Source organism: Variovorax sp. 10N412, assembly GCF_056394985.1.
The window spans coordinates 530923-556628 of sequence record NZ_JBFTIO010000001.1 but is presented as its reverse complement, the minus strand read 5'-3'; the positions used below and the strand labels follow the sequence as shown (position 1 = coordinate 556628).

The window sequence follows — 25706 nt, the reverse complement described above, 5'->3', positions numbered from 1 at the left end:
GCGCAGCCGTCAGGTGCCGAACATTGGCTCGGGAACGCCCTGCGCGCCGGGCCGCAGCGCGAACACGCCGCCGGCCAGTGGCTGGTCCGACAGGTCGATGCCGCCGGGTCGGATGGAGGTGACGAACAGCGTGTCCAGGCCCGCACCGCCGAAAGCGCACATGGCGGGCTTCTTCACCGGCACCTCGAGCGAGCGGTCGAGCCGGCCGTCGGGCGTGAAGCGGTGCACCAGGCCTGCGTCGTTGCCGCAGATCCAGTAGCAGCCGTCGGTGTCCATGGCGGCGCCGTCGGGGCGCCCGGGCAGGGGCTTCATGTCGACGAACAGGCGGCGGTTGCCGGGCGTGCCGCTGTCGGTGTCGTAGTCGAAGGCCCACACGGCCTGCACGGTGGGGTGCGAGTCCGACAGGTACATGGTTCGGCCGTCGGGGCTGAAGGCCAGGCCGTTGGGCACGATGAAATCGTCGAGGCGAAGGGCTGCGCCCTTGTCGCCCTTGCCGTAGCTGTAGAGGCGGCCGACGCGCGCGCCGGCGGCCATGTCGAGCAGCATGGTGCCGGCCCAGAAGCGGCCCTGGCGGTCGCAGCGGCCGTCGTTGAAGCGCATGGCCGGCGCGGCGTGTTCGACCGCGGCCAGCGGCGCGGCGGCCAGCGTGCCGTCGGCCTGCGGCTTCAGCGAGAAGAGGCTGCTTTCCATGCCGGCGATCCATTCGCCGGGCACATCGGCACGCGGGGCGATGCAGGCGATCATTTCGTTCGCCGTCCATTTCGCATGGCCTTCGCCCGCGTGCCAGCGGTTCAGCGTGCGCGCCGGAATGTCGACCCAGTACAGCGCCTGCTCCCCGGCATGCCACACCGGGCTTTCACCGGTGCCGTTGCGCGCGTCGAGAACGAGTTCAGCTGGCATCGCCGAACGGCCCTTGCGCGGTGAAGGCGCCGCCCTGGTAGATGGCGTTCGGGTCGTTAGGCGCCACGGGGGGCTGCTGCTCGACCTTGTCGCGGAACACCTCCGAGCCGTCCTGCGGCACGAAGCCCAGGTGCGCGGCGGCGCTGTTGTCCCACCACACGTCGCGGTTGTCCGACATGCCGTAGACGATGGTGTGCTTCACGTCGGGCGTGAACAGCGACTTCTCGATCAGCGTCGTCAGGTCGCGGTAGCTCAGCCAGGTGCTCATCATGCGGCGGTTGAGCGGCTCGGGGAACGAGGAGCCGATGCGGATGCTCACCGTTTCGATGCCCCAGCGGTCGAAGTAGAACTGCGCCATGTCCTCGCCGAAGGACTTCGACAGGCCGTAGTAGCCGTCGGGGCGGCGCGCGGCGTGCGCGTCGATGTGCTCGGTCTGCTTGTAGAAGCCGATCACGTGGTTGGAACTGGCGAACACCACGCGCTTCACGCCGTGGCGGCGCGCGGCCTCGTACACGTTGAAGATGCCCTTGATGTTGGCCTCGAGAATTTCCTCGAAAGGCCGCTCCACCGACACGCCGCCCAGGTGGACGATGGCGTCGCAGCCTTCCAGCAGCGCATGCACGGCCGCCTTGTCCGACAGGTCGCAGGGCACGACTTCCTCGTGCGCATCGGCGGCCGGCGCCAGCGACGCGATGTCCGACAGCCGCAGCACCTCTGTATAAGGCTTGAGCTGCTCGCGCAGCACCTTGCCCAGGCCGCCGGCCGCGCCGGTCAGCAGCAGCCGGTTGAGTTTTTGTTTCGAAGCGTCCATCGTTGCTTGTCCGTTGAGGGTCTCGTGATGTGTTCAGGCGGCTTGCCGTCGCACGCGCCGCCTGTGCAGCCGCGGGCGTGGAACGACGGATTCGGGAGGTTCAGTGATGAGTTATCTGTTGTCGTACAACTAGTGGGGGATTATCATCGTGGCCATGGTTCAGTCGATTGCGGGTAATCCCTCGGTATCAGAAGCGCCGGCAGACGCCGCCGCCGGCGCGGGTGTCGCTTTCGTGGGCCAGCCGCGCCGGCGCGCACGCGGCCTGGCGCATGGGCTGGTGGACGACCTGGGCGAGAAGATCCGCAGCCAGTCGCTGCGCCCGGGCGACAAGCTACCCACCGAGTCGGCCATCATGCAGGCCTACGGCGTGAGCCGCACCGTGGTGCGCGAGGCGCTGTCGAAGCTGCAGGCCGGCGGGCTGGTCGAGACGCGGCACGGCGTGGGCACCTTCGTGCTGCAGCCGCGCTCTGGCGGGGTGTTCCGCCTGGACCCGGGCGAGATCGCGGCCTCGGTCGACGTGCTGGCCGTGCTGGAACTGCGCATCAGCCTGGAGACCGAATCGGCCGGGCTCGCCGCCAGCCGCCGCACCGACGAACAGCTCGTGGCCATGCGCCAGGCGCTCGACGACTTCGAGAAGAACGTGGCCGTGGCCGGCGACACCGTGGGGCCCGACTTTCGCTTCCACCTGCAGATTGCGCAGTCGACCGGCAACCCGTATTTCGCGGACATCATGCGGCACCTGGGCACCACCCTCATTCCGCGCACGCGCATCAGCGCCATCCGCACGCACGAGGGCGGCGGGGCGCCTTACCTGAGCCGTGTGAACCGCGAGCACGAAGAAATCTACGCGGCCATCGCACGGCGCGACCCCGAGTCTGCGCGCGCGGCCATGCGCATCCACCTGACCAACAGCCGCGAGCGGCTGCGCATGGCGCAGGAGGCCGCGCAGCAGAAGGCGCAGGCCGACGCCGCCGCGGGGCAGGGCGCGCCGGCGCCTTCGTCCACCTACCCGAATTCGCCAGTACGCTGATTTTCTTGGCCGTCTTTCTGGACAAGTTGTTTTTCTAGTTGTACGATGACTGATAACTCACCCGGTGGGACGGGTGAGCCCGTGACTTCATCGAACAAGCAGGAGACAACATGAGCATCCACCGACGCGGCGCATTGGGCGCGGCACTTGCCACCACACTGGCCGCCAGCCTGCCGCTGCGCGCCCTCGCCCAAGCCGGCCAGGGCACGCAGGGCGCGGGCACCAACTGGCCGCTGAAGCCGATCAAGCTCATCGTTCCGTACCCGCCGGGGGGCTCGTCCGACATCATTGCGCGCTCCATCAGCCAGCCGCTGTCGGAGGCGCTGGGGCAGTCGGTCATCATCGACAACCGCGCGGGTGCCAACGGCAACCTCGGCGCCGACCTGCTGGCCAAGGCGCCGGCCGACGGCTACACCCTCATGCTGTGCGACCTGGGCGCGCTGGCCATCAGCCCGTCGCTGTACCCCAAGCTGCCGTTCGATCCGTCGAAGGACCTGCGCAGCGTGGCCATGCTGGCCTACTCGCCGCACCTGCTGGTGGTGCACCCCTCGGTGCAGGCGAACACGTTGAAGGAACTGGTCGAGCTGTCGAAGAAGAGCGACTTCAACTTCGCCGTCACCGCCAGCGGCAGCACCGCGCACCTGGCCGGCATCGAGCTGCAGCGCAAGGTGGGCGCCAAGTGGGAATACGTGCCCTACAAGGGCGGCGTGCAGGCCGTGCTCGACACTGTCTCGGGCCAGACGCAGGTGCTGATGAACGGCATGCTCGCCACCTACCCGCAGGTGCAGGCCGGCAAGCTCAAGCTGATCGCCGTGTCCAAGGCCACGCGCATGCCGCTGATCGGCAGCGTGCCGACCATCGCGGAGCAGGGCGCGCCCGGCTACGAGTCGGGCACCTGGCAAGGCGTGGTCGCGGCGCGCGGCGTGCCCGACGCGGTGGTCGCGCGGCTCAACCGCGAGCTGGTGCGCATCATCCGCACGCCCGACATCCGTGCCCGCCTCGCGGGGCAGGGCGCCGAAGTGGTGACCATGAACGCGCCCGAGCAGGACCAGTTCTTCGCCAAGGAGCGCGCGCGCTGGGCGCAAGTCATCAAGGAAGCCAACGTCAAGCTCGACTGAGCGGCCCATACCAGCCTTCCCCCTTTCATTTCATTCTTCAAATCTTCACAGGACTCTTCCCCATGAACCCGCAAGAACTCAAGACCATCATGGGCTCCGGCCTGCTCTCGTTTCCGTTGACCGACTTCGACAGCAACGGCGACTTCAACGCGCAGGGCTACGTCAAGCGCCTCGAATGGCTCGCTCCCTACGGCGCGAGCGCGCTGTTCGCGGCCGGCGGCACGGGCGAGTTCTTCTCGCTGACGGGCGACGAATACCCCGGCATCATCAAGACCGCGGTGGACACCTGTCGCGGCGTGGTGCCGATCATTGCCGGCGCCGGCGGCCCGACGCGCTTCGCGATCCAGTGTGCGCAAGCGGCGGAAAAAGCCGGCGCGCACGGCATCCTGCTGCTGCCGCACTACCTCACCGAAGCCGGCCAGGAAGGCCTGGCCGCGCACGTGGAAGCCGTGTGCAAGAGCGTGAAGTTCGGCGTGATCGTCTACAACCGCGCCTCCAGCCGCCTGAAGCCCGAAACCTTGGCCGGCCTGGCCGAGCGCAACCCCAACCTGGTCGGTTTCAAGGACGGCATCGGCGACATCGAGGCCATGGTCGCCATCTACCAGCGCATGGGCGACCGCTTCGCCTACCTGGGCGGCCTGCCCACGGCAGAGGTCTATGCCGCGGCGTACAAGGCCATGGGCACGCCGGTGTATTCGTCGGCCGTCTTCAACTTCATTCCGAAGACCGCCATGGACTTCTACAAGGCCGTTGCCGCCGACGACCTGCCCACGCAGCACCGCCTGCTGAAGAACTTCTTCATGCCCTACCTCGAACTGCGCAACCGCGTGCCGGGCTACGCCGTGAGCATCGTGAAGGCGGGCGCCAAGATCGTCGGCCACGACGCCGGCCCCGTGCGCGCACCGCTCACCGACCTCAAGCCCGCCGAAGTGGAACAGCTCAAGGCGCTGATCGACGCGCTCGGCCCGCAGTAAGCCGCCGCAGCAAGCACAACGACAACGGAGACAAGACGACATGTCCATCAAGAAGTTCTTCCTCGTGGCCGCCGCGGCCCTGATGTTCTCTGGCTGCGCGATGATGCCCGCGGGCAGCGGTGCGTCGGCGCAACCCGAAGTGGCTGCCGCCGCGGAGCGCCTGCGCATCGCCATGATCGACCCGACCGCCGCAGCGCTCGGCGCCCTGGTGGCCGACGACCTGAGCTACGGCCACTCGGGCGGCAAGGTCGACACCAAGGCCAGCTTCATCGCCGACCTGATGGACGGCAAGTCCGACTTCGTGACCATCACGATCACCGAGCAGACCATCAAGGTGGTCGACGCCAACACCGCCATCGTGCGCCACTCGCTCGCGGCCGACACCAACGACTCGGGCAAGCCCGGCAAGGTCGCGCTGAAGATCCTGGGCGTGTGGCAGAAGCAGGGCGGCAGCTGGAAGCTGCTGGCCCGCCAGGCCGTGCGCGTGTGACCCCATGAGCACGAGCCAGACCCCCACCGTCACGGCCATGCGCGTGGTCCCCGTCGCGGGCCACGACAGCATGCTCATGAACCTGAGCGGCGCGCACGGTCCGTTCTTCACGCGCAACCTGCTGATCCTGACCGACAGCGCCGGGCGCACCGGTGTGGGCGAAGTGCCCGGCGGCGAGAAGATCCGCCAGACGCTGGAAGACGCGCGCAGCCTCATCGTCGGCCAGCCCATCGGCAACCACAACGCCGTGCTCAACAGCCTGCGGCGCGAGTTCGCCAACCGCGACAGCGGCGGGCGCGGCCAGCAGACCTTCGACCTGCGCGTGACCATCCATGCGGTCACCGCGGTGGAAGCCGCGCTGCTCGACCTGCTGGGCCAGTTCCTCGAAGTGCCCGTGGCCGCGCTGCTCGGCGAAGGCCAGCAGCGCGACGCGGTGCAGATGCTGGGCTACCTGTTCTATGTGGGCGACCGCCGGAAGACCGACCTGCCGTACGAGAGCGACCCCGGTGCCGACAACGACTGGTTCCGCCTGCGCCACGAAGAGGCCATGACGCCCGAGGCCATCGTGCGCCTGGCCGAGGCCACGCATGCGCGCTACGGCTTCACCGACTTCAAGCTCAAGGGCGGCGTGCTGCGCGGCGAGGAAGAGGTCGACGCCATCCGCGCGCTGCACGAACGCTTTCCGCAGGCGCGCGTCACGCTCGACCCGAACGGCGGCTGGCTGCTGCAGGACGCCATTCGCCTGTGCCGCGACCTGCACGGCGTGATGGCCTATGCCGAAGATCCATGCGGCGCCGAAGGCGTGTTCTCCGGCCGCGAGGTGATGGCCGAGTTCCGCCGCGCCACGGGCCTGCCGACCGCGACCAACATGGTGGCCACCGACTGGCGCGAGATGGTGCACAGCCTCTCGCTGCAATCGGTCGACATTCCATTGGCCGATCCGCATTTCTGGACGATGCAGGGCTCCGTGCGCGTGGCGCAGCTGTGCCAGGCCTGGGGCCTGAGCTGGGGCTCGCATTCAAACAACCACTTCGACGTGTCGCTCGCGATGTTCACGCACGTGGCGGCGGCCGCGCCCGGCAAGGTGACGGCCATCGACACGCACTGGATCTGGCAGGACGGCCAGCGCCTGACGAAGTCGCCGCTGCAGATCGAAGGCGGCTTCGTGAAGGTGCCAACGCGCGGCGGGCTGGGCGTGGAGCTCGACATGGATGAAGTCGAGAAGGCGCATCAGCTGTACCTGAAGCACGGCCTGGGCGCGCGCAACGATGCGCAAGCCATGCAGTACCTGATCCCGAATTGGACCTTCGACAACAAGAAGCCATGCATGGTCCGTTGAAGGTTCAGACTCCCGCTTTTTCCCTTTCCGCAGCCGGAGCCTTCACGCTCCGGCTTCTTTCTTTCCATCGAGCAGCAAGGAACACAACATGCAGAACTTCGACAACCTGATCGCAGGCGAATGGCGTGCCGGCGCAAGCTACAGCCCCAACGTCAACCCCAGCAACCTCACCGACGTGCTGGGCCAGTACACGCAAGGCGACGCCGCCCATGTCGATGCCGCCGTAGCGGCCGCCACCGCCGCCTTCCCCGCCTGGGCCACGGGCAGCATCCAGGCGCGCTCCGACGCGCTCGACAAGATCGGCACCGAGATCCTTGCGCGCAAGGAAGAACTGGGCACGCTGCTGGCGCGCGAAGAAGGCAAGACCAAGGCCGAAGGCATGGGCGAGGCCGCGCGCGCGGGCCAGATCTTCAAGTTCTTCGCGGGCGAGTGCCTGCGCCTGTCGGGCGAAGTGCTGCCGTCGGTGCGCCCGAACATCGGCGTGGAAATCACGCGCGAGCCGGTCGGCGTGGTGGGCCTCATCACGCCGTGGAACTTTCCCATCGCCATTCCCGCCTGGAAGATCGCGCCCGCGCTGGCCTTCGGCAACTGCGTGGTGTTGAAGCCCGCCGACCTCGTGCCAGGCAGCGCTTGGGCGCTGAGTGAAATCATCAGCCGCTCGGGCATTCCGGCCGGCGTGTTCAACCTGGTGATGGGCCGCGGCAGCGTGATCGGCGAGGCGCTGGTCAAGCACCCGGGCATCCATGCGATCAGCTTCACTGGGTCGGTGGGCGTGGGACGCAACATCGCGATCCAGTGCGTCACCCACCACAAGAAGGTGCAGCTCGAAATGGGCGGCAAGAACCCGCAGGTGATCCTGGACGACGCCGACCTCGCGCAGGCCGTGGAGCTCAGCGTGCAGAGCGCGTTCTACTCGACCGGCCAGCGCTGCACCGCGTCGAGCCGCCTCATCGTGACCGAGGGCATCTACCCGAAGTTCATCGCGGCCATGAAGGAACGCATGGCCAAGATCAAGGTGGGCGACGCGCTCGCGCAGGGCACCGACGTGGGCCCGGTCTCGTCGAAGTCGCAGCTCGACCAGGACATGGAATACATCGCCATCGGCAAGGGCGAAGGCGCCACGCTGGCGGCCGGCGGCGAACTGCTGAAGCTGGAGACCGACGGCTACTACATGTCGCCCGCGCTGTTCAGCGAATCGGCCGCCTCGATGCGCATCAACAAGGAAGAGATCTTCGGCCCGGTGGCGAGCGTGATCCGCGTGAAGAACTACGAAGAGGCGCTGGCCACGGCCAACGACACCGAGTTCGGCCTGTCGGCCGGCATTGCCACCACCTCGCTGAAGTACGCCACCCACTTCAAGCGCCACAGCCAGGCCGGCATGGTGATGGTCAACCTGCCGACCGCGGGTGTGGACTACCACGTGCCGTTCGGCGGCCGCAAGGGCTCGAGCTACGGCCCGCGCGAGCAGGGCAAGTACGCGCAGGAGTTCTTCACGACGGTGAAGACGGCCTATACGCTGGCCTGATCTCGTCGAGCCGCCAGGTTTCGCAAGCCCCCGCCCGGGGGCTTTTTTGCGTTCGCGCGCCTCAGCGAAGGCCTAGGCCGCCGGGGCCCTGCGACTGCGCCGCATCAGGAACTCGATCAGCTCGAAGAGCCCTTCGCTGAGCAGCGCCAGCGCCGCAGCGGGCAGCGCGCCCGCCATCAGCAGTTCGCGGTCGTTCAATGCCAGCCCCGTCACGATGCGTTCGCCGAAGCCACCCGCGCCGATGAAGGCCGCGATGGTCGCGGTGCCGATCGCGATGGCGGTGGCCGTTCGCACACCCGCCAGCAGCGTGGGCAGCGCGAGCGGCAGCAACACCAGCTGAAGGCTCTGCGGCGGCGTCATGCCGAGCGCGGTGCCGGCCAGACGCAGCCCGTTGGGCACTTCGGCCAGGCCCGTGACCGTGTTGCGCATGATCGGCAACAGCGAATAGAGCGTGAGCGCAATCAACGCGGGCAGGGCGCCGATGGCGCCGAGCATCGAGATCAGCACCGCCAGCAGCGCCAGCGACGGCACGGTCTGCATCAGGCTCGCCAGGCCCAGCACCACGGCGCGCACCCGCACGTGCGGGAACACCAGGATCGCGATGGGCACGCCGATCAATATCGCGATGCCGACCGACAGCGCCACCAGCAGCAGGTGCTGGCGCGCGAGCTTCCACAGGTCGGGCCCGAACAGCTTGGCCATGAAGCCGCGACGCGCCTCCTGCGGCTGGGCCTTCGCGTCCTTGCCGGTGCTCGCCAGGAAGTCGCGCGCAATCGCATCGAAGGGCACGCTCTGCAGCTCCGCGCGTGCATTCATCGCGATCATCGCGTGCTCGTCGACCTTGCCTTCGAGCGTCTTCAATGCCGCCCAGGCCTGCGGCAGCCGCGTGGGAAGGTCCAGCTTGTAGAGCACCACGGCGTCATAGCGCGGAAAGTACTTCCTGTCGTCTTCCAGCACACGCAGGCCGAGGTGGTCGATCTTCGCGTCGGTGGTGTAGATGTCGATCACGTCGATCTGCCTGGCGGCCACCGCGTCGTAGGCCAGGCCATGGTCGAGGCCGCTGGGCACCTGCGTGAAGCCGTAGCGCTCGGCCAGGCCCTTCCAGCCGTCGGCGCGGCCGATGAATTCGTTCGACAGGCCGAGCTTGAGCTCGGGGTGCTTCGCCAGGTCGCTCAGTGTGCGCAGGCCCAGCTTGTCGGCATCGGCGGCGCGCACGGCGAGCGCATAGCCGTCGTTGAAGCCCAGCGGAATGGCCGCGCCCAGGCCCAGCGGCGCCAACGCGGCGTTCATGGCTTCGCGCGTCTCGGCGGGCTGGCCCTTGAGGATTTCCTGCGCGATGGTGCCGGTGTACTCGGCATAGAGGTCGATGGCGCCCGAGCGCAGCGCCTCGTACACGATGGCCGTGTTGCCCAGCCCTTGACGCACGACGGGCGGCGACGCCGTGTGCGGCGCGGCCGTCTGCGCGAGCAGCTCGGCCAGGATGTATGACTCGGTGAAGCGCTTGGAGCCCACGCGCAGCGTGTCGTTTGCCGCGTGCGCGGCCTGCGCGACAAGGGCCATGCCGCACAGCGCGAGCGACAGCAGCAGTACGAGTTGCCAGGGGCGGCGGAGCAGGTGCATCGCGGGCAGTTTATAGACAACACCCCGTTCGGCGTACCCGCCAATCTCCTACACGCCGTCGTGCGCGCAACCGATGCGCCCGAACGCGTGGGGCGCGCATCATTCCGTTTCATGAAGTCCACACCCGCAAAGCCCGAAGCCGTTGCGCAAGCGCGCCCCGATCCCTTGCCCGCCGCCGACGTGCACGGCCTGCGCGAACTCCCCGGCGTCCATGTCGAGGGGTACAGCCTGCAGCTGCGCGACAAGGACGGCTTCGTCGGCGACCAGGCCAGCCAGACTGCCTTCAGGGAACTGCTCGAGCGCTGGCGCAAGCGCAGGCGCAAGAGCGGCACCGACCCCTGGGGCGACATGCATTCGCGCGACCTGAGCAAGAAGCAGCTCGACCGCGTGCTGGCTGCGAAGAAAAGCTCCGAAGCCGCCGACGTGATGCACGGCGTCATCGAGGAGTTCACCGAGGAGCTCGCCTCGGTGATCCAGCGCTTCCTGCGCCAGCCTTCATGGAACAAGGTCGAGCGCATCGTCATCGGCGGCGGCTTCCCGGAGAGCGACGTGGGCGAGCGCGCGGTGCTGCAGACCGGCGCCATCCTGGAAGAACTGGGCCTTCACGTGCAGCTGGGCCGGCTCTCGCACAACGTGGACGACGGCGGCCTGATCGGCTGGGCGCACCTGACGCCGCCGGCCTTGCTGCGCAAGTACGACGCCATCCTGGCGGTCGACATCGGCGGCACCAACGTGCGCTGCGGCGTCGTGAAGACGCGCTACCGCAAGGCGCCGGACTTTTCGCGCGCGGAGGTGGTGCGGCGCGTGAAATGGCGCCACGCCGACGAGGGGCCCAACCGCAGCCTCATGGTCGAGCACATCGCCGACCTGCTGATGGACATGGTGCGCTACAGCGAGCGCAAGAAGATCCAGCTCGCGCCCTTCATCGGCATCGGCTGCCCGGGGCTCATTCGCCCCGACGGCTCCATCGCACGCGGTGCGCAGAACCTGCCGGGCGACTGGGAGAGCCACGCCTTCCACCTGCCCACGGCCGTGTGGCGCCGCATGCTGACGCTGGGCGCCGACCCGATGCTGGTGCTCATGCACAACGACGCCGTGGTGCAGGGCCTGAGCGAGCTGCCTTTCATGCGCGACGTGAAGCGCTGGGGCGTGCTGACCATCGGCACCGGGCTGGGCAATGTGAGCTTCACGAACGTGCCGATGCCCGAGGAAGAGAAGGCGAAGGCGAAAGAGAAGAACCCGAAGAAGGAAAGGAAGGAAAAGCAGGGCTGAGGCGCTACGGGTTCACGCGCGTCAGCGCGGACACGCTGGCGACGTTGCCCGCCGCATCGACGGCGCGCGCCTCGATGTTCGCGTAGCCCGCGGCCGATGGCGTCCAGCGGCAGGCGAAGGGCGCGGCCTGCAGGCTGCACACGGTCTTTCCGTCGACGATGAAGCTCAGTTCCGCCACGTTCGACGAGGCATTGGCCGCCAGCTGTGCCGGCGCGCGCGCCGCGGCACTGGACGGTGCGGTCATCGCCACCGCCGGCGGGGCGGACAGGCCGGGCGGGTTCACGATGACGTTGGCCGACGCCACCGCGGTGTTGCCCGCCGCGTCCACGCCGATGACCCGGATCGTCTGCACGCCCGCGCTCGTCGGCGTCCAGCTGCAGGTGTAGGGCGGGGCGGTGAAGGTGCAGATCGGAATGCTGTCCCGGCCTAGCACCTTGACGCCCCACACGCCCACGTTGTCCACCACCGCAGGCGCAATCACGGTGGGCTGGCCTACCGTGGCGGTGGACGGTGCGGCCAGCGACACGGTCGGCGGCGTCACGTCGATGCCGCCCAGCGCCAGGTCGATGGTGAACATCGGCTGGCCCTGCACGGCCTTCTGCTCGAACGCATCGAAGATGGTGAACCAGCTCGCGCCCGGCGCGCGGCTCTGCGCATGCGCCTTCACCAGCAGCGTCGACTTGCCCACCGCGAAGCAGCTGAAGCCGCAGTCCCAGTCGAACACGAAGCGCCCCGACGCGTCGGCCACGCCGTTCACCAGCATCACCAGCGGCTTGCCCGCACCCGGGTTGCGCCAGACCGAGACCTGCGCGCCCGGCAGCGCGGCGCCGGTGTCGCGGTCGGTCACGCGCACCTGGGTGGCGGTGGTGCCGGCCATGAACTTCGAGCTGCCGAGCTTGGGCCAGTCGGTCCAGTCGGTGTCGATGTTGGCCTTGGTGCCGGGCGTGAAGCGGATCATGTCCAGCGTCGCGATGCGATTGGCCGCCGGGTCGCGGCGCTCCTCGAACACGGTGCCCAGCAACGGGTCGAGGCGCCAGTGCTGGCGCGTCCACCAGTAGCGGTCGCTGTCGTTGGCCAGGGCCAGGTCGACGACGGGTGCCACGCCGGTGGTGTCGGTCACGGCGATGCCGTTGTAGTACTCGCCCGCGCCGGCGCCGAACACATGCTCCAGCTCGTGCAGCAGGGTCTTGAGCTGGCGGCCGAGGTAGTCCTTCTCGGTGGATTCGGGCACCCCCGCGCTGGGCGCGCGCGACAGGCGCAGCGGGTCATGGATGGCGACCCAGTTCAGGTTCCAGGCCACGCCCTTCTGCGGAAAGGTCCAGCTGGTGGACAGCCCGCCGTGGCTGTAGCCGCGGGTGGACTTGCTGATGCACACCACCACTTCGCCGTTGACCAGGCCGTTGTAGGCGCACTGCGGGGCGGTGGCGGGCGGCACGAGCTGGAGGTCGGCGGTGGGGTCGAAGACGAAGCTGCGCACGGTTTCGCGGGTGAACACCGTGTTGACGTCGGCCACGTACTGCGCCAGCCGGCGGCCGGCTTCGGCAGGGCCGATGTCGGCGGCAAGCTCGGGGTCGACGATGAGTTTCAGGCGGTGCACGCTGGGCGCCGCGCGGCCGATGTCGTCCATGGCGGCATGCGCGGGCGTGAAAGCGGCCGTTATTCCACACAGTGCGAACAGCACTGGAAGCGCCATGCTTGCCAGTGCACGCAGCGAGAAAAGCACTCGCATCGGTCAACCCCGGGGCCGGGGTCAACTACCGGAACCGGTGGGAATTTTAGTGAAAGTGTGCTGTTTGTTGCACAAACGTTGCATTTGTGCACTCACATTACAGCTGGAAAGCCACCGTGAGCAGCAGGCCTTCGGCCAGATCGCGCATCAGGCCGGGGCGCCGTGCGCGGTAGGGCTCGCCGGCGGAGGCGGTGATTTCCATCCACTCGGCCAGCCATTCGATCTGTTCGGCGTCGTAGAACACCACGGCCGCTTCGTGGTTCAGCAGCAGGCTGCGCAGGTCGAGGTTGATCGAGCCGCACATCGCCAGTTCATCGTCGACCACCACCGCCTTGGCGTGCGCCATGAAGGGCAGCATGCGAAAGCTCACGCCCGCGCGCGCCAGGTCGCGCATGGCGCGTGCGCGCACGAAGTCGGCCAGGCGGTGGTTGGACACCGCCGGCATCGCGATGGTCACCTGCACGCCGCGCCGCGCGGCCAGCCGCAGCGCGTCGCGCAGGCCGTCGCCGGGCACGAAGTAGGGCGTGATCGCAAGGATGCGGTGCTCGGCGCGAAAGCACGCATCGATCAGCAACGCATGCGCCGTGTCCTCGGTCTGGTCGGGGCCGCTCGGCAGGAACTGGGCCATGGCCGTGCCGGGGCCTTCGGGCACGTCGTCGCAGGTGATGGCGCGGGCTTTGCGGCTGCGCACCGAAGCCCAGTCGTGGTCGAACTGGCGCGCCGCCGCGGCGGCCACGCTGCCGCGCAGGTCGAACGACAGGTCGAGCCAGGCCTGCGGGTGCTTCTCGTTGCCCGTGAAGTACTCGCCGGCCAGGTTGCGCCCGCCCGACCAGAGCCAGCCGTCGTCGGCAATGGTGAACTTGCGGTGGTTGCGCAAGTTGCGCGGCCCGATGCGGCGCAGGCTGAAGAAGGGGCGGAACACCGCCACCTCGCCGCCCGCCGCGCGCAGCCGGTCGAAGTGATGGCGCGGCAGCGAAAGTGCGCCGAAGCCGTCGAGCAGCACGCGCACCTTGAGGCCTTCGCGCGCGCGCTGGGCCAAGCGCTCGAGCACGGCGTGGCCGAGCGCGTCGTTGCCGATGATGAAGGTGCACACGTCGATGCGCTCGCGCGCGCCGTCGATCACCTGCCACAGCGCCGCGCGCGCGGCCTCGCCGTCGGCATGCATGCGAATGGCGCAGCGCCCCGGCGGCGCGAGGCCGAAGCTCTCGATCAGGTCGGCGGCCCAGTGGCCTGGCGGCACCGAGCGCGGCGGGCGGGGCGAGCCCGCAGGGCGCAGCTTGCGCTGGCCGAACAGCAGGTACATGGGCAGGATGAAGTACGGCATCAGCACCAGCCCCATGACCCAGGCAATGGCCGTGGTGGGGGCGCGCTGTTCGCGGCGCGCGCGCGTGGTCAGCACGTAGACGAGCAGCGCAAAAGTGACGACGAGGAAATGCTGCGAGGGCGAGGGCAGCCAGTCGAACCTCGAGGCGCTTGCAATGGGCATGGGTCGATGATGCCTCAGCGTGGCGCCGCGGCCCGGCCGAACCTCTTCACCGCCGCAGGAAGGCCGGCACGCCACGCCCGTGCGAGGCCAGGAACGCCATCATCGGGTCGACCACCGCGCGCACCGCGGGCCGCTCGCCCACGCGCGTGCGCCAGGCCAGCAGGCGCGGGGTGGCCTCGGTCATGCCCGCGCCCTTGCGGTCGGCGAACACATAGGCCATGTAGAAGGCGATGTCGGCGAAGGAGTAGGGGCCGGCCAGGTACTCGCGTTCGGCGAGCAGGCCTTCCATCTCTTCGTAGAAACGCGCGCAGCCGGCGCAGGCCGCCACGGCTGCGGTGCTCTTCATGTCGTGCTGCAGGCCGAAGAGCCTGATGACGTTCGGGAAGAACACCTCGTCGGACTTCTGCTCCAGCTGCCGCGCGCGCGCCCGCTCGGCAATGCCCTCGGGCCACAGCGCTAGGTGCGCGGGGCCGGGGTAGCGGTCTTCGAGGTACTCGAAGATCTGCGTCGAGTCGAACAGCGACACCCCGCCGTCGACGGTGTCGACCCACACGGGCACCTGCTGCTTGACCGGGTTGACCCGCAGCACCTCGGGGTGCTTGGGCTCGTAGGCGTCGTCGGTGGTGAAGGGCGCCATGACGAGATCGAAGGGCACGCCTTTTTCGCGTGCCGCGATCTCGACCTTGGCGCCGAACATGCTGAGGGGACCGGAGTAGAGGGTTGTCGTCATGGGCTGCGACTTCACCAGAAACCGGCCCTCAACGCATCAGGTCGAGCCCCAGACGTCCTGCGCCGTCTCGACCACCAGACGCAGCTTGGCGCGCTGCGCTTCCACGGCGATGTTGTTGCCGTGCACCGTGCTGGAGAAGCCGCATTGCGGCGACAGCGCCAGCTGGTCGAGCGAGGCGTACTTGGCGGCGTCGTCGATGCGGCGCTTCAGCTCGTCCTTGTCTTCCATCTCGCCGAACTTGGTGGTGACCAGGCCCAGCACCACGGTCTTGCCCTTGGGCAGGAAGCGCAGCGGCTTGAAGTCGCCGGAGCGGGCGTCGTCGTACTCCATGAAGTAGGCGTCCAGGTCCATTTCCTTCAGGAGCGCCTCGGCCACCGGCTCGTAGTTGCCGGCCGCGGCGTGCGTGCTCTTGAAGTTGCCGCGGCACAGGTGCATGGCCAGCAGCATGCCGGGCGGCTTCTGCGCCACCACCTTGTTGATGAAGGCGGCGTAGCGGTGCGGCAGCTCGTTCGGGTCGTCGCCGCGCTTGCGGGCCGCCTCGCGCATGTGCTCGTCGCACAGGTAGGCCAGGTTGGTGTCGTCCATCTGCACGTAGTTGCAGCCGGCCGCGGCCAGCGAGCGCAGCTCGTCGCCATAGGCCTTGGCCACGTCGTCGTAGAAGGCCGGGTCGAGCTCGGGGTAGGCGTCCTTGCTGATGCCGGCGCGCCCGCCTCGGAAGTGCAGCATGGTCGGCGAGGGAATGGTCACCTTGGGCGTGTTGCCTGCGGCGACCTGGCTCTTCAGGTACTGGAAGTCGGCCAGCTGGATGTCCTTGATGTGGCGCACCTTGTCGATCACGCGCATCGCGGGCGGGGCCAGTTCCTCGGTGCCGTCGGGCTTGCGGATGGTGACCGGAATGTCGGTCTTCACGCCGCCGAGCTGGTCGAGAAAGTCGATGTGGAAGTACGTGCGGCGGAACTCGCCGTCGGTGATGCTCTTCAGGCCGATGTCTTCCTGGAACTTGACGATCTCGGTGATGGCCTTGTCTTCGACCAGGCGAAGCTGCTCGGGCGTGATCTCGCCCTTGGCCTTTTGCTCGCGCGCTTCGAGCAGGAATTTGGGGCGCAGGAAACTGCCCACGTGGTCGTAGCGGGCGGGCAATGCGACGTGCTGTGACATGGATGACTCCGTCTTGATTGGGGGGAAACGAAGGGCATCGTAGCGCCTTCAAGATGCCGCTGACTGTATACAGCGATCTCAGTGTTTACCCTGAAAACGCCACATTTCGCTGGAAATTCGGCGTTTTCTGTATACATTGAGTATTCATGAAAACGCCCACGACTGCCTTTCCACTGAACGCCTGGTATGCCGCCGCCTACGACGTCGAAGTGCGTCACGCGCTGCTGCCGCGCACCATCTGCAACCAGAAAGTGGTGCTGTTCCGCCGCACCGACGGCCAGGTGGCCGTGCTGGAAGACGCCTGCTGGCACCGGCTCATGCCCCTGTCGCTGGGCCGCCTCGAAGGCGACGAGCTGGTCTGCGGCTACCACGGCCTGGTCTACAACAGCCAGGGCCGCTGCACCCACATGCCGAGCCAGGAGACCCTCAACCCCTCGGCCTGCGTGCGCAGCTTTCCGGCAGTGGAGAAGCACCGCTTCGTGTGGATCTGGCCCGGCGACCCGGCCAAGGCCGACCCGGCGCTCATTCCCGACATGCACTGGAACGACGACCCGGCCTGGGCCGGCGACGGCAAGATGATCCGCGTCAACTGCGACTACCGCCTGGTCGTCGACAACCTCATGGACCTGACGCACGAGACCTTCGTGCACGGCTCGTCCATCGGCAACCGCGAAGTGGCCGAGGCGCCCTTCGTGGCCACGCACGGCGACCGCTCTGCCACCGTCACGCGCTGGATGGAAAACATCGACCCGCCGCCGTTCTGGGGCGGCCAGATCCGCCATGCGCGCGGCTACACGGGCAAGGTCGACCGCTGGCAGATCATCCGTTTCGAAGGCCCGTGCACGGTGAACATCGACGTCGGCGTGGCCGAGGCGGGCAGCGGCGCGGTGCCGAAGAACGGCGACGCGGGCGACCGCAGCAAGGGCGTCAACGGCTACGTGCTCAACACCATCACGCCCGAGACCGACAAGACCTGCCTGTACTTCTGGGCCTTCTCGCGCAACTACTGCATCGGCGAGCAGCGCCTCACGCACGAGCTGCGCGAGGGCGTGGCCGGCATCTTCCGCGAGGACGAGCTGGTGCTCGAGGCCCAGCAGAAGGCCATGGACGACCACCCCGACCACACCTTCTACAACCTCAACATCGATGCCGGTTCGATGTGGGCGCGCCGGCTGATCGACCGCATGGTCGAGAAGGAAAAGCCCGCGCGCGCCGCGATTCCCATTCGCCCCGCCGAGAAGCAGGCCGCATGAAAGTCGCGGCAGTTTCCAGCGCCGCCGAGCCCGGCGACAGCGGCAGTTCGCAGGGCGTGAAGGCGCAGCTGCGGCTGCGCGAAATGATCCTGGCGGGCGAGCTGCCGGGCGGTGCGCGCATTGCCGAGGTGGCCATCTCCGAACAGCTCGGCGTGTCGCGCACACCGGTACGCACGGCGCTGATGCGGCTCGAACAGGAAGGCCTGCTCGAAGCCCTGCCGAACGGCGGCTATGCGGTGCGCACCTTCTCCGAGCGCGACGTGGCCGACGCCATCGAGCTGCGCGGCACGCTCGAAGGCCTGGTGGCGCGGCTCGCGGCCGAGCGCGGCGCCGCGCCCGTGGTGCTGCGCGAGGCGCGCGCCTGCCTGCAGCGCATCGACGAGCTGCTGCGCGAGCCCGCGCTCGACGACGCGGCCTTCTCGCGCTACGTGACGCACAACGAGCGCTTCCATGCGCTGCTGTGCGAAATGGCGGGCAGCCCCGTCATCGCGCAGCAACTGGAGCGCGTGGTCAACCTGCCGTTCGCCTCGCCCTCGGGCTTCGTCATCGTGCAGGCCAATTCGCCCGCCGCGCGCGACATGCTCGTCATTGCGCAGGACCAGCACCTGCAGGTGCTCGACGCCATCGAGTCCGGCGAAGGCTCGCGCGCCGAGGCGCTGATGCGCGAGCACAGCCGCATTGCGCGGCGCAACCTGCGCGAGGCGCTGCACGGCACGCCGAGCGCCGAGCAACGCCCGTTGCCGGGCGTGCAACTGATTCGCCGGCGCGGCTGAGCGGCCGTCTTTTCCCTCTTGCCTTTGGTGTTCCCCCGATGAAAAGCGATCTTCAATGGATGCAGGCGCAGGTCGTGGCGCTGCGCGACGTCACGCCCACCGTGCGCGAGTTCGAACTGCGCCCCGACGGCGGCCTTGCCGCCACCTATGAACCCGGCGCCCACCTGCAGGTGCAGGTGATGACGGCGCAGGGCAAGGTGCAGACCCGTTCGTATTCGCTGGTCGGCGAGGGTGACGGCCGGTGCTGGCGCATCGCCGTGAAGCGGCTCGACGACGGCCGCGGCGGCTCGCTCGCCATGTGGCAACTGTCGGTGGGCGACCGCCTGCAGGTGAGCGCGCCGCAGAACCACTTCGCGCTCGACCTGTCCGCGCCCGGCTACCTGCTGGTGGCGGGCGGCATCGGCATCACGCCGCTGGTGCTGATGGCGCAGCGCCTCGGTGCCCATGCGAAGCGCAGCGGCGTGCCCGTGAAGATGCTTTACGGCGCCCGCCACGCCGGCGAGTTCGGCTACCTCTCGCACCTGCAGGACGCGCTGGGCGAGGGCGTGTCGGCCCACGAAGGCTCGGCCCCCATCGACTTCGCGGCCGCCATTGCCGCGCTGCCGCCCGGCGGGCAGCTCTACACCTGCGGCCCGGTGCCGATGCTCGAAGCGCTCAAGCGCGCCTGGCACGCGGCCGGGCGCCCCATCGAGGACCTGCGCTTCGAAACCTTCGGCAGCAGCGGCCGCTACGCCACCCAGCCCTTCCAGGTGCACATTCCCCGCCATGACCTGACGATCACCGTGCCGGCCGACTGCACGCTGCTCGAGGCGCTCGACGCCGCCGGCGTGCAGACCCTGTGGGATTGCAAGCGCGGCGAATGCGGCCTGTGCGCCATGGACGTGCTCGCCGTCGATGGCCAGATCGACCACCGCGACGTGTTCCTGAGCGAGCACGAAAAAGAGTCGACCACGCGCATTTGCGCCTGCGTGTCACGCGCCGTGGGTACGCTCACGCTCGACTCCGCGTACCGCGCCGACCACTGAGGCCACGACACCCGGGCAACCGGGTGCCCGTCGCCCTGCGCGATCATCGCGCAGTTCATTTGTTGATCGCGCAACAAAGGCCTGCAAAGGAGGCCGGGTAGGTGATTGCCTGCTTCGCCGAATGTTGCAAAGTGTTGAAAATAGCCCCGGTTTCGAGTTCCGTCCCTGAAGGAAAAACATGCAAAGACGCCATCTCATCCAGACTGCCGCCCTGTCGGCGCTCGCGCTTTCAATGTCGCTGGCCAGCGCCCAGGACAACAAGTTCAAGATCGGCCTCATCCTGCCGATGACGGGCCAGTCGGCCTCCACCGGCCGCCAGATCGAAGCCGCCGCGCGCCTGTACATGGCCCAGAACGGCGACACCGTGGCCGGCAAGAAGGTCGAGCTGATCATCAAGGACGACACCGGCCTGCCCGACGTCACCAAGCGCCTGGCGCAGGAACTGGTGGTGAACGACAAGGTCAACGTGCTGGCCGGCTTCGGCCTGACGCCGCTGGCCCTGGCCGTGGCGCCCATCGCCACGCAGTCGAAGACGCCCCAGCTCGTGATGGCCGCGGCCACCTCGAGCATCACGGAGGCATCGCCCTACATCATCCGTTCGGGCTTCACGCTGCCGCAGGTCTCGGTGCCCATGGGCGACTGGGCGCCCAAGAACGGCATCAAGACGGTGGTGACGCTGGTGGCCGACTACGGCCCGGGCAACGACGCCGAGAAGTTCTTCAGCGAGCGCTTCCAGCTCAACGGCGGCAAGGTGATCGACAAGCTGCGCGTGCCGCTGCGCAACCCCGACTTCGCGCCGTTCCTGCAGAAGGTGCGCGACGCCAAGCCCGACGCGCTGTTCGTGTTCGTGCCCTCGGGCGCGGGCGCGGCGGTGATGAAGCAGTTCCTGGAGCGCGGCATGGACAAGGCCGGCATCAAGCTCATCGCCACCGGCGACGTGACCGACGACGATCAACTCAACGACATGGGCGACGGCGCGCTGGGCGTGGTCACCTCGCACCACTATTCGGCGGCGCACCCTTCGGCCATGAACAAGAAGTTCGTGGAAGCCTTCGAGAAGGCCAACCCCAAGCTGCGCCCCAACTTCATGGCCGTGGGTGGCTATGACGGCATGCGCGTGATCTACGAAGCGCTCAAGACCACCAAGGGTGCGGGCGGCGGCGAAGCACTGCTGGCCGCCATGAAGGGCCAGGTCTTCGAGAGCCCGCGCGGCCAGATGATGATCGACGCGCAGACCCGCGACGTGGTGCAGGACGTGTACCTGCGCAAGGTCGAGAAGAAGGACGGGCAGCTCTACAACGTCGAGTTCGACGTGATCAAGAGCGTGAAGGATCCGGGCAAGACCAAGTAAGGCTCGCCCCGGGCTGCGCGCACTTCGTGTCGCTTCTCCTATCCCCTGCGTGGGGCAGCACCGCGGGCCGGCGAAGCCGGTGCCGCGGTGTTTTTCGAAGGCGCCGTGCTGTGCGGCAAGCTGGTGAATCGCTGATATGTTGACCATTCTTTTCGACGGCATCGCCTACGGCATGCTGCTTTTCGTGCTGGCTGTCGGCCTCGCCGTGACGCTCGGGTTGATGAATTTCATCAACCTCGCGCACGGTGCCTTCGCCATGGCCGGCGGCTACCTCACCGTGTTCGCGATGCAGAAGCTCGGCCTGCCTTTCCTGGCCTGCCTGCCGCTCGCGTTCATCGTGGTCGGCCTCGCAGGGGCGTTGCTCGAACGCACGCTCTACCGGCCCATGTACGGCAAGTCGCACCTCGACCAGGTGCTGTTTTCCATCGGCCTGGCCTTCATGGCGGTGGCGGCCATCGACTACTTCGTGGGCTCGTCGCAGCAGAACGTGCAACTGCCCGAGTGGCTGCGCGGGCGCACCGAGATCGGCGACGGCGCCTTCATGCTGGGCATGGGGCACTACCGGCTGTTCATCATCGGCGTGTGCGCGGTGCTCACCGTGGTGCTGCAGCTCATCCTGTCGAAGACCCGCTTCGGCAGCCGGCTGCGCGCCGCGGTCGACGACCCGCGCGTGGCGGCGGGCCTGGGCATCAACGTGAACATCGTGTTCCTGCTGACCTTTGCGGTGGGCTCCGGCCTCGCGGGCCTGGGCGGCGCGCTGGGCGCCGAGATCCTCGGGCTCGACCCGACCTTTCCGCTCAAGTACATGATCTATTTCCTGATCGTGGTTTCGGTCGGCGGCACCTCGTCGATCACCGGGCCGCTCGCGGCGGCGCTGCTGCTGGGCATTGCCGACGTGGCGGGCAAGTACTTCATTCCGAAGATGGGTGCCTTCACCGTCTACCTGCTGATGATCCTGATATTGATGTGGCGCCCCCAGGGCCTGTTCACGCGCAAGGGAGGCCGCTGAATGAGTGCTCCTTCTTCCGCGGCCGACTTCCAGTCGGCCCTGCTGCGCAAGGCCCGCTGGCGCCCGCTGGAATTCGTGGTCTGGGCCGCGGCCTTCGCGCTGCCGCTCGTCATGCCCTCGCACTCGCTGCTGGTCAACGAGATCGCCATCGTCGCGCTGTTCGCGATGTCGCTCGACCTGATCCTGGGCTACACCGGCATCGTGTCGCTGGGGCATGCGGCCTTCTTCGGCTTCGGCGCGTATGCGGCGGCGCTGTTCGCCAAGCTCGTCATGCCCGACCCGACCGTGGGCCTGGTGGTGGCGACCGTGCTGTCGGCCGTGCTGGGCCTGATCGCCAGCGTGACGATCCTGCGCGGCAGCGACCTCACGCGGCTGATGGTCACGCTGGGCACCGCGCTGCTGCTGCTCGAACTGGCCAACAAGCTCGACTGGCTCACCGGCGGCGCCGACGGCCTGCAGGGCGTGGTGATGGGGCCGGTGCTCGGCCTGTTCGAGTTCGACCTGTACGGCCGCACGGCCGCCTGGTATTCGCTGGCCGTGATGCTGGTGCTGTTCCTGCTGATGCGCCGGCTGGTGCATTCGCCGTTCGGCGCCACGCTGAAGGCCATTCGCGACAACCGGCTGCGCGCCATGGCCATCGGCATTCCGGTGGTGTCGCGGCTGGCCACGGTCTACACCATCGCGGCCGCCGTTGCGGGTGCCGCGGGTGCGCTGCTGGCGCAGACCACCGGCTTCGCGTCGCTCGACGTGCTGGCGTTCGACCGCTCGGCCGACGTGCTGCTGATGCTGGTCATCGGCGGCGTGGGCTGGCTGTATGGCGGCGTGGCGGGTGCCATCGTCTTCAAGCTGCTGCAGACCTGGTTGTCGGCCGTGACGCCGCAGTACTGGATGTTCTGGATCGGGCTGATCCTGGTGCTGCTGGTGCTCGTGGGGCGCGAGCGTCTGCTCAAGCCCTGGACGTGGTTCGGCGCAGGCAAGAAGAAAGGTGGCGCGGCATGACCGACACCGTGCTCTCCACCCACGGCCTCGTGATGCGCTTCGGCGGCATCACGGCCACCAACAACGTGACGATGGAGCTCAAGCGCGGCGCACGCCATGCGCTGATCGGCCCCAACGGCGCGGGCAAGACCACCCTCATCAACCAGCTGACGGGTGTGCTCACGCCGACCGAAGGCCGCATCACGCTGCTGGGCGAGGACATCACGACGCTGGCGCCGCACAAGCGCGTGGCGCGCGGGTTGGTGCGCACCTTCCAGATCAACCAGCTGTTCGACTCGATGACGCCGCTGGAAACGCTGGCGCTCGTGGTGTCGCAACACCAGGGCATCGGCGCGCAATGGTGGCGCCCGCTCGGTGCCAGCAAGGCGATCGCCGAGCGCGCGGGGCAACTGCTGGAGCAGTTCCACCTGGGCGACGTGGCGCTGCAGCAGGTGAAGCACCTGGCCTACGGCAAGCGCCGCCTGCTGGAAATTGCGATCGCGCTGGCCTGCGAGCCGCGCGTGCTGCTGCTCGACGAGCCGGTGGCGGGCGTGCCCGCCGGCGAGCGCGAAGAGCTGCTGCAGACCGTGGCCGCGCTGCCGGCCGACGTGTCGGTGCTGCTCATCGAGCACGACATGGACCTGGTGTTCAGCTTCGCCGACCGCATGACCGTGCTGGTCAACGGCACGCTGCTGACCGAAGGCGACCCCGAAACCATCGCCAACGATCCGAAGGTGAAAGAGGTCTATCTGGGCCATGGAGAAGCTGCCCATGTCTGAGCTGCTGCGCATAGAAAACCTGAGCGCCGGCTACGGCGAAGCCGTGGTGCTGCACGATGTGGCGTTTGCCTTGGGCGAAGGCCAGACGCTGGCGCTGCTGGGCCGCAACGGCACAGGCAAGACGACGTTGATCAACACGCTCGCGGGCGCGACGCGCCAGCACGGCGGAACCATCACGCTGAGCGGTCAGGCGCTGCACAAGCTGGCACCGCACCAGCGCGCGGCCGCCGGCATCGGCTGGGTGCCGCAGGAGCGCAACATCTTCAAGTCGCTCACGGTGCACGAGAACCTCACGGCGGTGGAGCGCCCCGGCAGGCCCGGAGGGACTTCCAATCCCTGGAATGCGCAGCGCGTCTACGAGATGTTCCCGCGCCTGGCCGAGCGCAAGAGCAACCTTGGCACGCAGCTCTCGGGCGGCGAGCAGCAGATGCTGGCCGTGGGCCGCGCGCTGGTGCTCAACCCCAGGCTGCTGCTGCTCGACGAGCCGCTCGAAGGGCTCGCGCCCATCATCGTGGAAGAGCTGCTGCGCGCCATCCGCCGCATCACGCAGGACGAGGGGCTGGCCGCGATCATCGTCGAGCAGCATCCGCAGGCGATCCTGGCGATCTCCGACGAGGCGGTGGTGCTGGACCACGGGACCATCGTGCACACCGACAAGGCCTCGACCCTGCGCACGCAGCCCGAGGTGCTCGACCGCCTGCTGGGCGTCGCGCGCTGAAGCCTCAGATCGCGCAGCCGTCGGGGCCGCACACCGGCGGCGTCGCGGCTGTGTCGGTCGCGGCGGGCTGAGACGCCGCAACCAGCGCCGCGAGCTGCGCCTTCCAGTCTTCCGCGCGGCCGAGCCATGGGCCGATGTCGATGCGGCCCGCGCGGCCGTCGGCCTGTGCCAGCACGAAGGTCGGAAACCCCTGGCCGCCCGCGCGCTGCAGGAATTGCCGGCTCTCGGCAATGTGCTGCGCAGTCGGCGCACCCGACAGGCGATCGAATGCCGCAGCGAAGGCTTCGGCGTCGAAATTGAGTTCGGCTGCCAGTGCCTTCAGCACTTCCACATCGGCGATGCGCCGGCCTTCCACGTAATGCGCCTGCTGCAGGCGATGCGCCATTTCCAGCCCGCCGCCCGCGCGCAGCGACTCGGCCGCGAGGATGGCGGTGGTCGGCGGTTCCGAATCCATCACCGCGCCGGTGTCGCGCAGCAGGCCCTCGAAGTAGCCCTCGCCGAAGGGCTGGCCCGTCATCTCGGTGATGCGCCTGTCGTGCGGCATCACGTACTCGCGCCACTGCGGCGTGATGGCGCGGCGGTTGGCGCCGGTCATCATGCCGCCGCCGTGGAATTCGACTTTCAGGCCCGGCACGCCGCGCGCCGCGGCCACCAGCGGCGCGGCGGCGTAGCACCAGCCGCACAGCGGGTCGAAGATGTAGTGCAGGGTCGCGCCTGCATTGGCGGTGTCGTTCATTGCGGCCATTTCATTTCTCCCTTGACGACCTTGGCACCGAGTTCCAGCGACGAGGTGTCCCGCAGCGTGGGGTGGCGCTTCTTCATCGCGGCGATGAGCGCGGCCGAGTCCTTCGCCTTGGCGGCTTCGACCTCGAAGGCTTTCAGGTAGTCGCGCGTGAACTTCACCGAAGCCACCGTGTACGGCGCCGAGCCGTTGGCATTCGGCAGGTAGTGGCCGGGCACCACGGTCCTGGGGTGCAGCGCGCCGATGCGGTCCAGGGTCTTGAGCCAGTCGCGGCGCGATTCGGGCGTTTGCGTGTCGGCCACCCACACATGGATGTTGGCGGACACGGGAATGCCGCCGACCACAGCCTTCAGCGAGGGGATCCACCCAAAGGTGCGCTCGGGCGTGGGGCCGTCGAGGCCGACGACCTGGATCTTGCGGCCTTCGAGCGTCAGGCTGTCGCCGACCAATGCGTCGGGCACCACCAGCGCCTTGGGCGCGTTGTCCTTCAGGATCGGGCCCCAGTGCGCGAGCTTGCCGTCCTTCGAGGCCTGGATGGCGGCCACGGTCTGCGGCGTGGCGACGATCTTGGCGTCGGGGAAGGCGGCCTGGACCACGTCGAGGCCGAAGTAGTAGTCGGGGTCGCTGTGGCTGATGTAGACGGTGGTGAGCTTCTTGCCCGTGGCCTTGATCTTCTGCACCAGCGCCTCGGCGTCGTTGCGCTGGAACTGCGCGTCGATCAGCACGGCCTCGGTCTGGCCGGTGACGATTTCGGACGACACCGGGAACATCGATCGGGTGCCGGGGTTGTACACGTCGAGCTTCAGCGGCTGGGCGGCTTGCGCCAGCGGCGCGATGCCCACGAGGGCGGCGAGGGCGGCGGTGGAGAGGAGGGCTCTGCGGAACATGGCGGTCTT

The 25706-nt window shown here is 68.3% G+C and carries 23 protein-coding genes and 1 pseudogene; 15 read left to right on the top strand and 9 right to left on the bottom strand.

Annotation, left to right across the window (positions count from 1 at the left end; all coding sequences use genetic code 11):
* Window positions 1–9: 9 nt before the first annotated feature.
* Window positions 10–900, bottom strand: a complete 891-nt coding sequence (locus AC1DJH_RS02850; RefSeq protein ID WP_478184640.1) for an SMP-30/gluconolactonase/LRE family protein — start codon at window positions 898–900, stop codon at window positions 10–12.
* A complete protein-coding gene (locus tag AC1DJH_RS02845) occupies window positions 890–1711 on the bottom strand; it encodes an NAD-dependent epimerase/dehydratase family protein (protein ID WP_478184639.1) in 822 nt (273 codons plus the stop codon). Before AC1DJH_RS02845 ends, AC1DJH_RS02850 begins: the two co-directional genes overlap by 11 nt.
* A 154-nt stretch (window positions 1712–1865) precedes the next feature.
* Here AC1DJH_RS02845 and AC1DJH_RS02840 point away from each other — a divergent pair, with 154 nt between their 5' ends.
* The 6 genes from AC1DJH_RS02840 (at window position 1866) to AC1DJH_RS02815 (ending at window position 8187) form a co-directional block, all read left to right on the top strand.
* Window positions 1866–2741, top strand: coding sequence for a FadR/GntR family transcriptional regulator (locus AC1DJH_RS02840; protein WP_478184638.1), 876 nt, complete (start codon window positions 1866–1868; stop codon window positions 2739–2741).
* 110 nt (window positions 2742–2851) lie between these two features.
* A complete protein-coding gene (locus tag AC1DJH_RS02835) occupies window positions 2852–3859 on the top strand; it encodes a Bug family tripartite tricarboxylate transporter substrate binding protein (protein ID WP_478184637.1) in 1008 nt (335 codons plus the stop codon).
* 62 nt (window positions 3860–3921) lie between these two features.
* Entirely contained in the window at window positions 3922–4833 is a 912-nt protein-coding gene (gene kdgD, locus AC1DJH_RS02830) for a 5-dehydro-4-deoxyglucarate dehydratase (protein ID WP_472117609.1), read from the top strand.
* 40 nt (window positions 4834–4873) lie between these two features.
* Window positions 4874–5323: a nuclear transport factor 2 family protein gene (locus AC1DJH_RS02825; protein ID WP_472117607.1), complete on the top strand. Its 450-nt coding sequence runs from the start codon at window positions 4874–4876 to the stop codon at window positions 5321–5323.
* A gap of 4 nt (window positions 5324–5327) precedes the next feature.
* On the top strand, window positions 5328–6662 hold the full coding sequence (gene gudD / locus AC1DJH_RS02820) for a glucarate dehydratase (protein WP_478184636.1): 1335 nt from the start codon (window positions 5328–5330) through the stop codon (window positions 6660–6662).
* 88 nt (window positions 6663–6750) lie between these two features.
* Window positions 6751–8187, top strand: coding sequence for an aldehyde dehydrogenase family protein (locus AC1DJH_RS02815; RefSeq protein ID WP_478184635.1), 1437 nt, complete (start codon window positions 6751–6753; stop codon window positions 8185–8187).
* Between the two features lie 72 nt (window positions 8188–8259).
* Here AC1DJH_RS02815 and AC1DJH_RS02810 read toward each other — a convergent pair whose 3' ends face one another.
* Complete coding sequence (locus AC1DJH_RS02810) at window positions 8260–9807, bottom strand: ABC transporter permease/substrate-binding protein (protein WP_478184634.1); 1548 nt, start codon at window positions 9805–9807, stop codon at window positions 8260–8262.
* A gap of 111 nt (window positions 9808–9918) precedes the next feature.
* Between AC1DJH_RS02810 and AC1DJH_RS02805 the strand changes: the two genes are divergently transcribed.
* On the top strand, window positions 9919–11079 hold the full coding sequence (locus tag AC1DJH_RS02805; RefSeq protein WP_478184633.1) for an ROK family protein: 1161 nt from the start codon (window positions 9919–9921) through the stop codon (window positions 11077–11079).
* Between the two features lie 4 nt (window positions 11080–11083).
* On the opposite strand, the gene AC1DJH_RS02800 is transcribed toward AC1DJH_RS02805, so the two are convergent.
* From AC1DJH_RS02800 to AC1DJH_RS02785, 4 genes are all read right to left on the bottom strand, one after another.
* Window positions 11084–12706 carry an Ig-like domain-containing protein gene (locus AC1DJH_RS02800; protein WP_478184632.1) on the bottom strand — a complete coding sequence of 541 codons (1623 nt, stop codon included), beginning with the start codon at window positions 12704–12706 and terminating at the stop codon, window positions 11084–11086.
* Window positions 12707–12905: 199 nt separating this feature from the next.
* On the bottom strand, window positions 12906–14294 hold the full coding sequence (locus AC1DJH_RS02795; protein ID WP_478184631.1) for a phospholipase D-like domain-containing protein: 1389 nt from the start codon (window positions 14292–14294) through the stop codon (window positions 12906–12908).
* A 46-nt stretch (window positions 14295–14340) separates the two neighbouring features.
* Window positions 14341–15024, bottom strand: coding sequence for a glutathione S-transferase family protein (locus AC1DJH_RS02790; RefSeq protein WP_478184630.1), 684 nt, complete (start codon window positions 15022–15024; stop codon window positions 14341–14343).
* A 36-nt stretch (window positions 15025–15060) separates the two neighbouring features.
* Entirely contained in the window at window positions 15061–16182 is a 1122-nt protein-coding gene (locus AC1DJH_RS02785) for a 5-methyltetrahydropteroyltriglutamate--homocysteine S-methyltransferase (RefSeq protein ID WP_435435561.1), read from the bottom strand.
* A gap of 146 nt (window positions 16183–16328) precedes the next feature.
* Here AC1DJH_RS02785 and AC1DJH_RS02780 point away from each other — a divergent pair, with 146 nt between their 5' ends.
* From AC1DJH_RS02780 to AC1DJH_RS02745, 8 genes are all read left to right on the top strand, one after another.
* The gene (locus tag AC1DJH_RS02780; protein ID WP_478184629.1) at window positions 16329–17435 is read left to right on the top strand and encodes an aromatic ring-hydroxylating dioxygenase subunit alpha; all 1107 of its coding nucleotides are present in this window, start codon (window positions 16329–16331) and stop codon (window positions 17433–17435) included.
* Window positions 17432–18208 carry a GntR family transcriptional regulator gene (locus AC1DJH_RS02775; protein ID WP_435443518.1) on the top strand — a complete coding sequence of 259 codons (777 nt, stop codon included), beginning with the start codon at window positions 17432–17434 and terminating at the stop codon, window positions 18206–18208. The genes AC1DJH_RS02780 and AC1DJH_RS02775 overlap by 4 nt, the downstream gene beginning before the upstream one ends.
* Before the next feature lie 38 nt (window positions 18209–18246).
* A complete protein-coding gene (locus AC1DJH_RS02770; RefSeq protein ID WP_478184628.1) occupies window positions 18247–19233 on the top strand; it encodes a PDR/VanB family oxidoreductase in 987 nt (328 codons plus the stop codon).
* A gap of 178 nt (window positions 19234–19411) precedes the next feature.
* Window positions 19412–20584, top strand: coding sequence for an ABC transporter substrate-binding protein (locus tag AC1DJH_RS02765; protein ID WP_478184627.1), 1173 nt, complete (start codon window positions 19412–19414; stop codon window positions 20582–20584).
* A gap of 136 nt (window positions 20585–20720) precedes the next feature.
* Window positions 20721–21593, top strand: coding sequence for a branched-chain amino acid ABC transporter permease (locus AC1DJH_RS02760; protein ID WP_116907984.1), 873 nt, complete (start codon window positions 20721–20723; stop codon window positions 21591–21593).
* Window positions 21594–22592 (top strand): branched-chain amino acid ABC transporter permease, encoded by a 999-nt coding sequence (locus tag AC1DJH_RS02755; protein ID WP_478184626.1) that lies wholly within the window; start codon window positions 21594–21596, stop codon window positions 22590–22592. It abuts the gene before it with no gap.
* Window positions 22589–23350: an ABC transporter ATP-binding protein gene (locus tag AC1DJH_RS02750; protein ID WP_116907982.1), complete on the top strand. Its 762-nt coding sequence runs from the start codon at window positions 22589–22591 to the stop codon at window positions 23348–23350. The genes AC1DJH_RS02755 and AC1DJH_RS02750 overlap by 4 nt, the downstream gene beginning before the upstream one ends.
* Window positions 23343–24068: an ABC transporter ATP-binding protein gene (locus AC1DJH_RS02745; RefSeq protein WP_472117574.1), complete on the top strand. Its 726-nt coding sequence runs from the start codon at window positions 23343–23345 to the stop codon at window positions 24066–24068. The genes AC1DJH_RS02750 and AC1DJH_RS02745 overlap by 8 nt, the downstream gene beginning before the upstream one ends.
* Window positions 24069–24072: 4 nt before the next feature.
* Here the strand turns inward: AC1DJH_RS02745 and AC1DJH_RS02740 are convergent, their stop codons facing one another.
* Both AC1DJH_RS02740 and AC1DJH_RS02735 read right to left on the bottom strand, forming a co-directional pair.
* Entirely contained in the window at window positions 24073–24813 is a 741-nt protein-coding gene (locus tag AC1DJH_RS02740) for a DsbA family protein (protein WP_478184625.1), read from the bottom strand.
* A pseudogene (locus tag AC1DJH_RS02735) lies at window positions 24807–25697 on the bottom strand (MBL fold metallo-hydrolase); the annotation flags it as partial. The pseudogene AC1DJH_RS02735 and the gene AC1DJH_RS02740, both read right to left, overlap by 7 nt.
* Between the last annotated feature and the right edge of the window lie 9 nt (window positions 25698–25706).

Bases quoted from the DNA above. Each gene is read 5' to 3' on its own strand.
- AC1DJH_RS02805 (WP_478184633.1), top strand. From the start codon at position 9,919: ATGAAGTCCACACCCGCAAAGCCCGAAGCCGTTGCGCAAGCGCGCCCC.
- AC1DJH_RS02770 (WP_478184628.1), top strand. From the start codon at position 18,247: ATGAAAAGCGATCTTCAATGGATGCAGGCGCAGGTCGTGGCGCTGCGC.
- AC1DJH_RS02810 (WP_478184634.1), bottom strand. From the start codon at position 9,807: ATGCACCTGCTCCGCCGCCCCTGGCAACTCGTACTGCTGCTGTCGCTC.
- AC1DJH_RS02785 (WP_435435561.1), bottom strand. From the start codon at position 16,182: ATGTCACAGCACGTCGCATTGCCCGCCCGCTACGACCACGTGGGCAGT.
- AC1DJH_RS02815 (WP_478184635.1), top strand. From the start codon at position 6,751: ATGCAGAACTTCGACAACCTGATCGCAGGCGAATGGCGTGCCGGCGCA.
- AC1DJH_RS02795 (WP_478184631.1), bottom strand. From the start codon at position 14,294: ATGCCCATTGCAAGCGCCTCGAGGTTCGACTGGCTGCCCTCGCCCTCG.
- AC1DJH_RS02850 (WP_478184640.1), bottom strand. From the start codon at position 900: ATGCCAGCTGAACTCGTTCTCGACGCGCGCAACGGCACCGGTGAAAGC.
- AC1DJH_RS02745 (WP_472117574.1), top strand. From the start codon at position 23,343: ATGTCTGAGCTGCTGCGCATAGAAAACCTGAGCGCCGGCTACGGCGAA.
- AC1DJH_RS02800 (WP_478184632.1), bottom strand. From the start codon at position 12,706: ATGGACGACATCGGCCGCGCGGCGCCCAGCGTGCACCGCCTGAAACTC.
- AC1DJH_RS02765 (WP_478184627.1), top strand. From the start codon at position 19,412: ATGCAAAGACGCCATCTCATCCAGACTGCCGCCCTGTCGGCGCTCGCG.
- AC1DJH_RS02845 (WP_478184639.1), bottom strand. From the start codon at position 1,711: ATGGACGCTTCGAAACAAAAACTCAACCGGCTGCTGCTGACCGGCGCG.
- AC1DJH_RS02825 (WP_472117607.1), top strand. From the start codon at position 4,874: ATGTCCATCAAGAAGTTCTTCCTCGTGGCCGCCGCGGCCCTGATGTTC.
- AC1DJH_RS02835 (WP_478184637.1), top strand. From the start codon at position 2,852: ATGAGCATCCACCGACGCGGCGCATTGGGCGCGGCACTTGCCACCACA.
- AC1DJH_RS02775 (WP_435443518.1), top strand. From the start codon at position 17,432: ATGAAAGTCGCGGCAGTTTCCAGCGCCGCCGAGCCCGGCGACAGCGGC.
- AC1DJH_RS02790 (WP_478184630.1), bottom strand. From the start codon at position 15,024: ATGACGACAACCCTCTACTCCGGTCCCCTCAGCATGTTCGGCGCCAAG.
- AC1DJH_RS02760 (WP_116907984.1), top strand. From the start codon at position 20,721: ATGTTGACCATTCTTTTCGACGGCATCGCCTACGGCATGCTGCTTTTC.
- AC1DJH_RS02750 (WP_116907982.1), top strand. From the start codon at position 22,589: ATGACCGACACCGTGCTCTCCACCCACGGCCTCGTGATGCGCTTCGGC.
- AC1DJH_RS02740 (WP_478184625.1), bottom strand. From the start codon at position 24,813: ATGGCCGCAATGAACGACACCGCCAATGCAGGCGCGACCCTGCACTAC.
- AC1DJH_RS02780 (WP_478184629.1), top strand. From the start codon at position 16,329: ATGAAAACGCCCACGACTGCCTTTCCACTGAACGCCTGGTATGCCGCC.
- kdgD (WP_472117609.1), top strand. From the start codon at position 3,922: ATGAACCCGCAAGAACTCAAGACCATCATGGGCTCCGGCCTGCTCTCG.
- gudD (WP_478184636.1), top strand. From the start codon at position 5,328: ATGAGCACGAGCCAGACCCCCACCGTCACGGCCATGCGCGTGGTCCCC.
- AC1DJH_RS02755 (WP_478184626.1), top strand. From the start codon at position 21,594: ATGAGTGCTCCTTCTTCCGCGGCCGACTTCCAGTCGGCCCTGCTGCGC.
- AC1DJH_RS02840 (WP_478184638.1), top strand. From the start codon at position 1,866: ATGGTTCAGTCGATTGCGGGTAATCCCTCGGTATCAGAAGCGCCGGCA.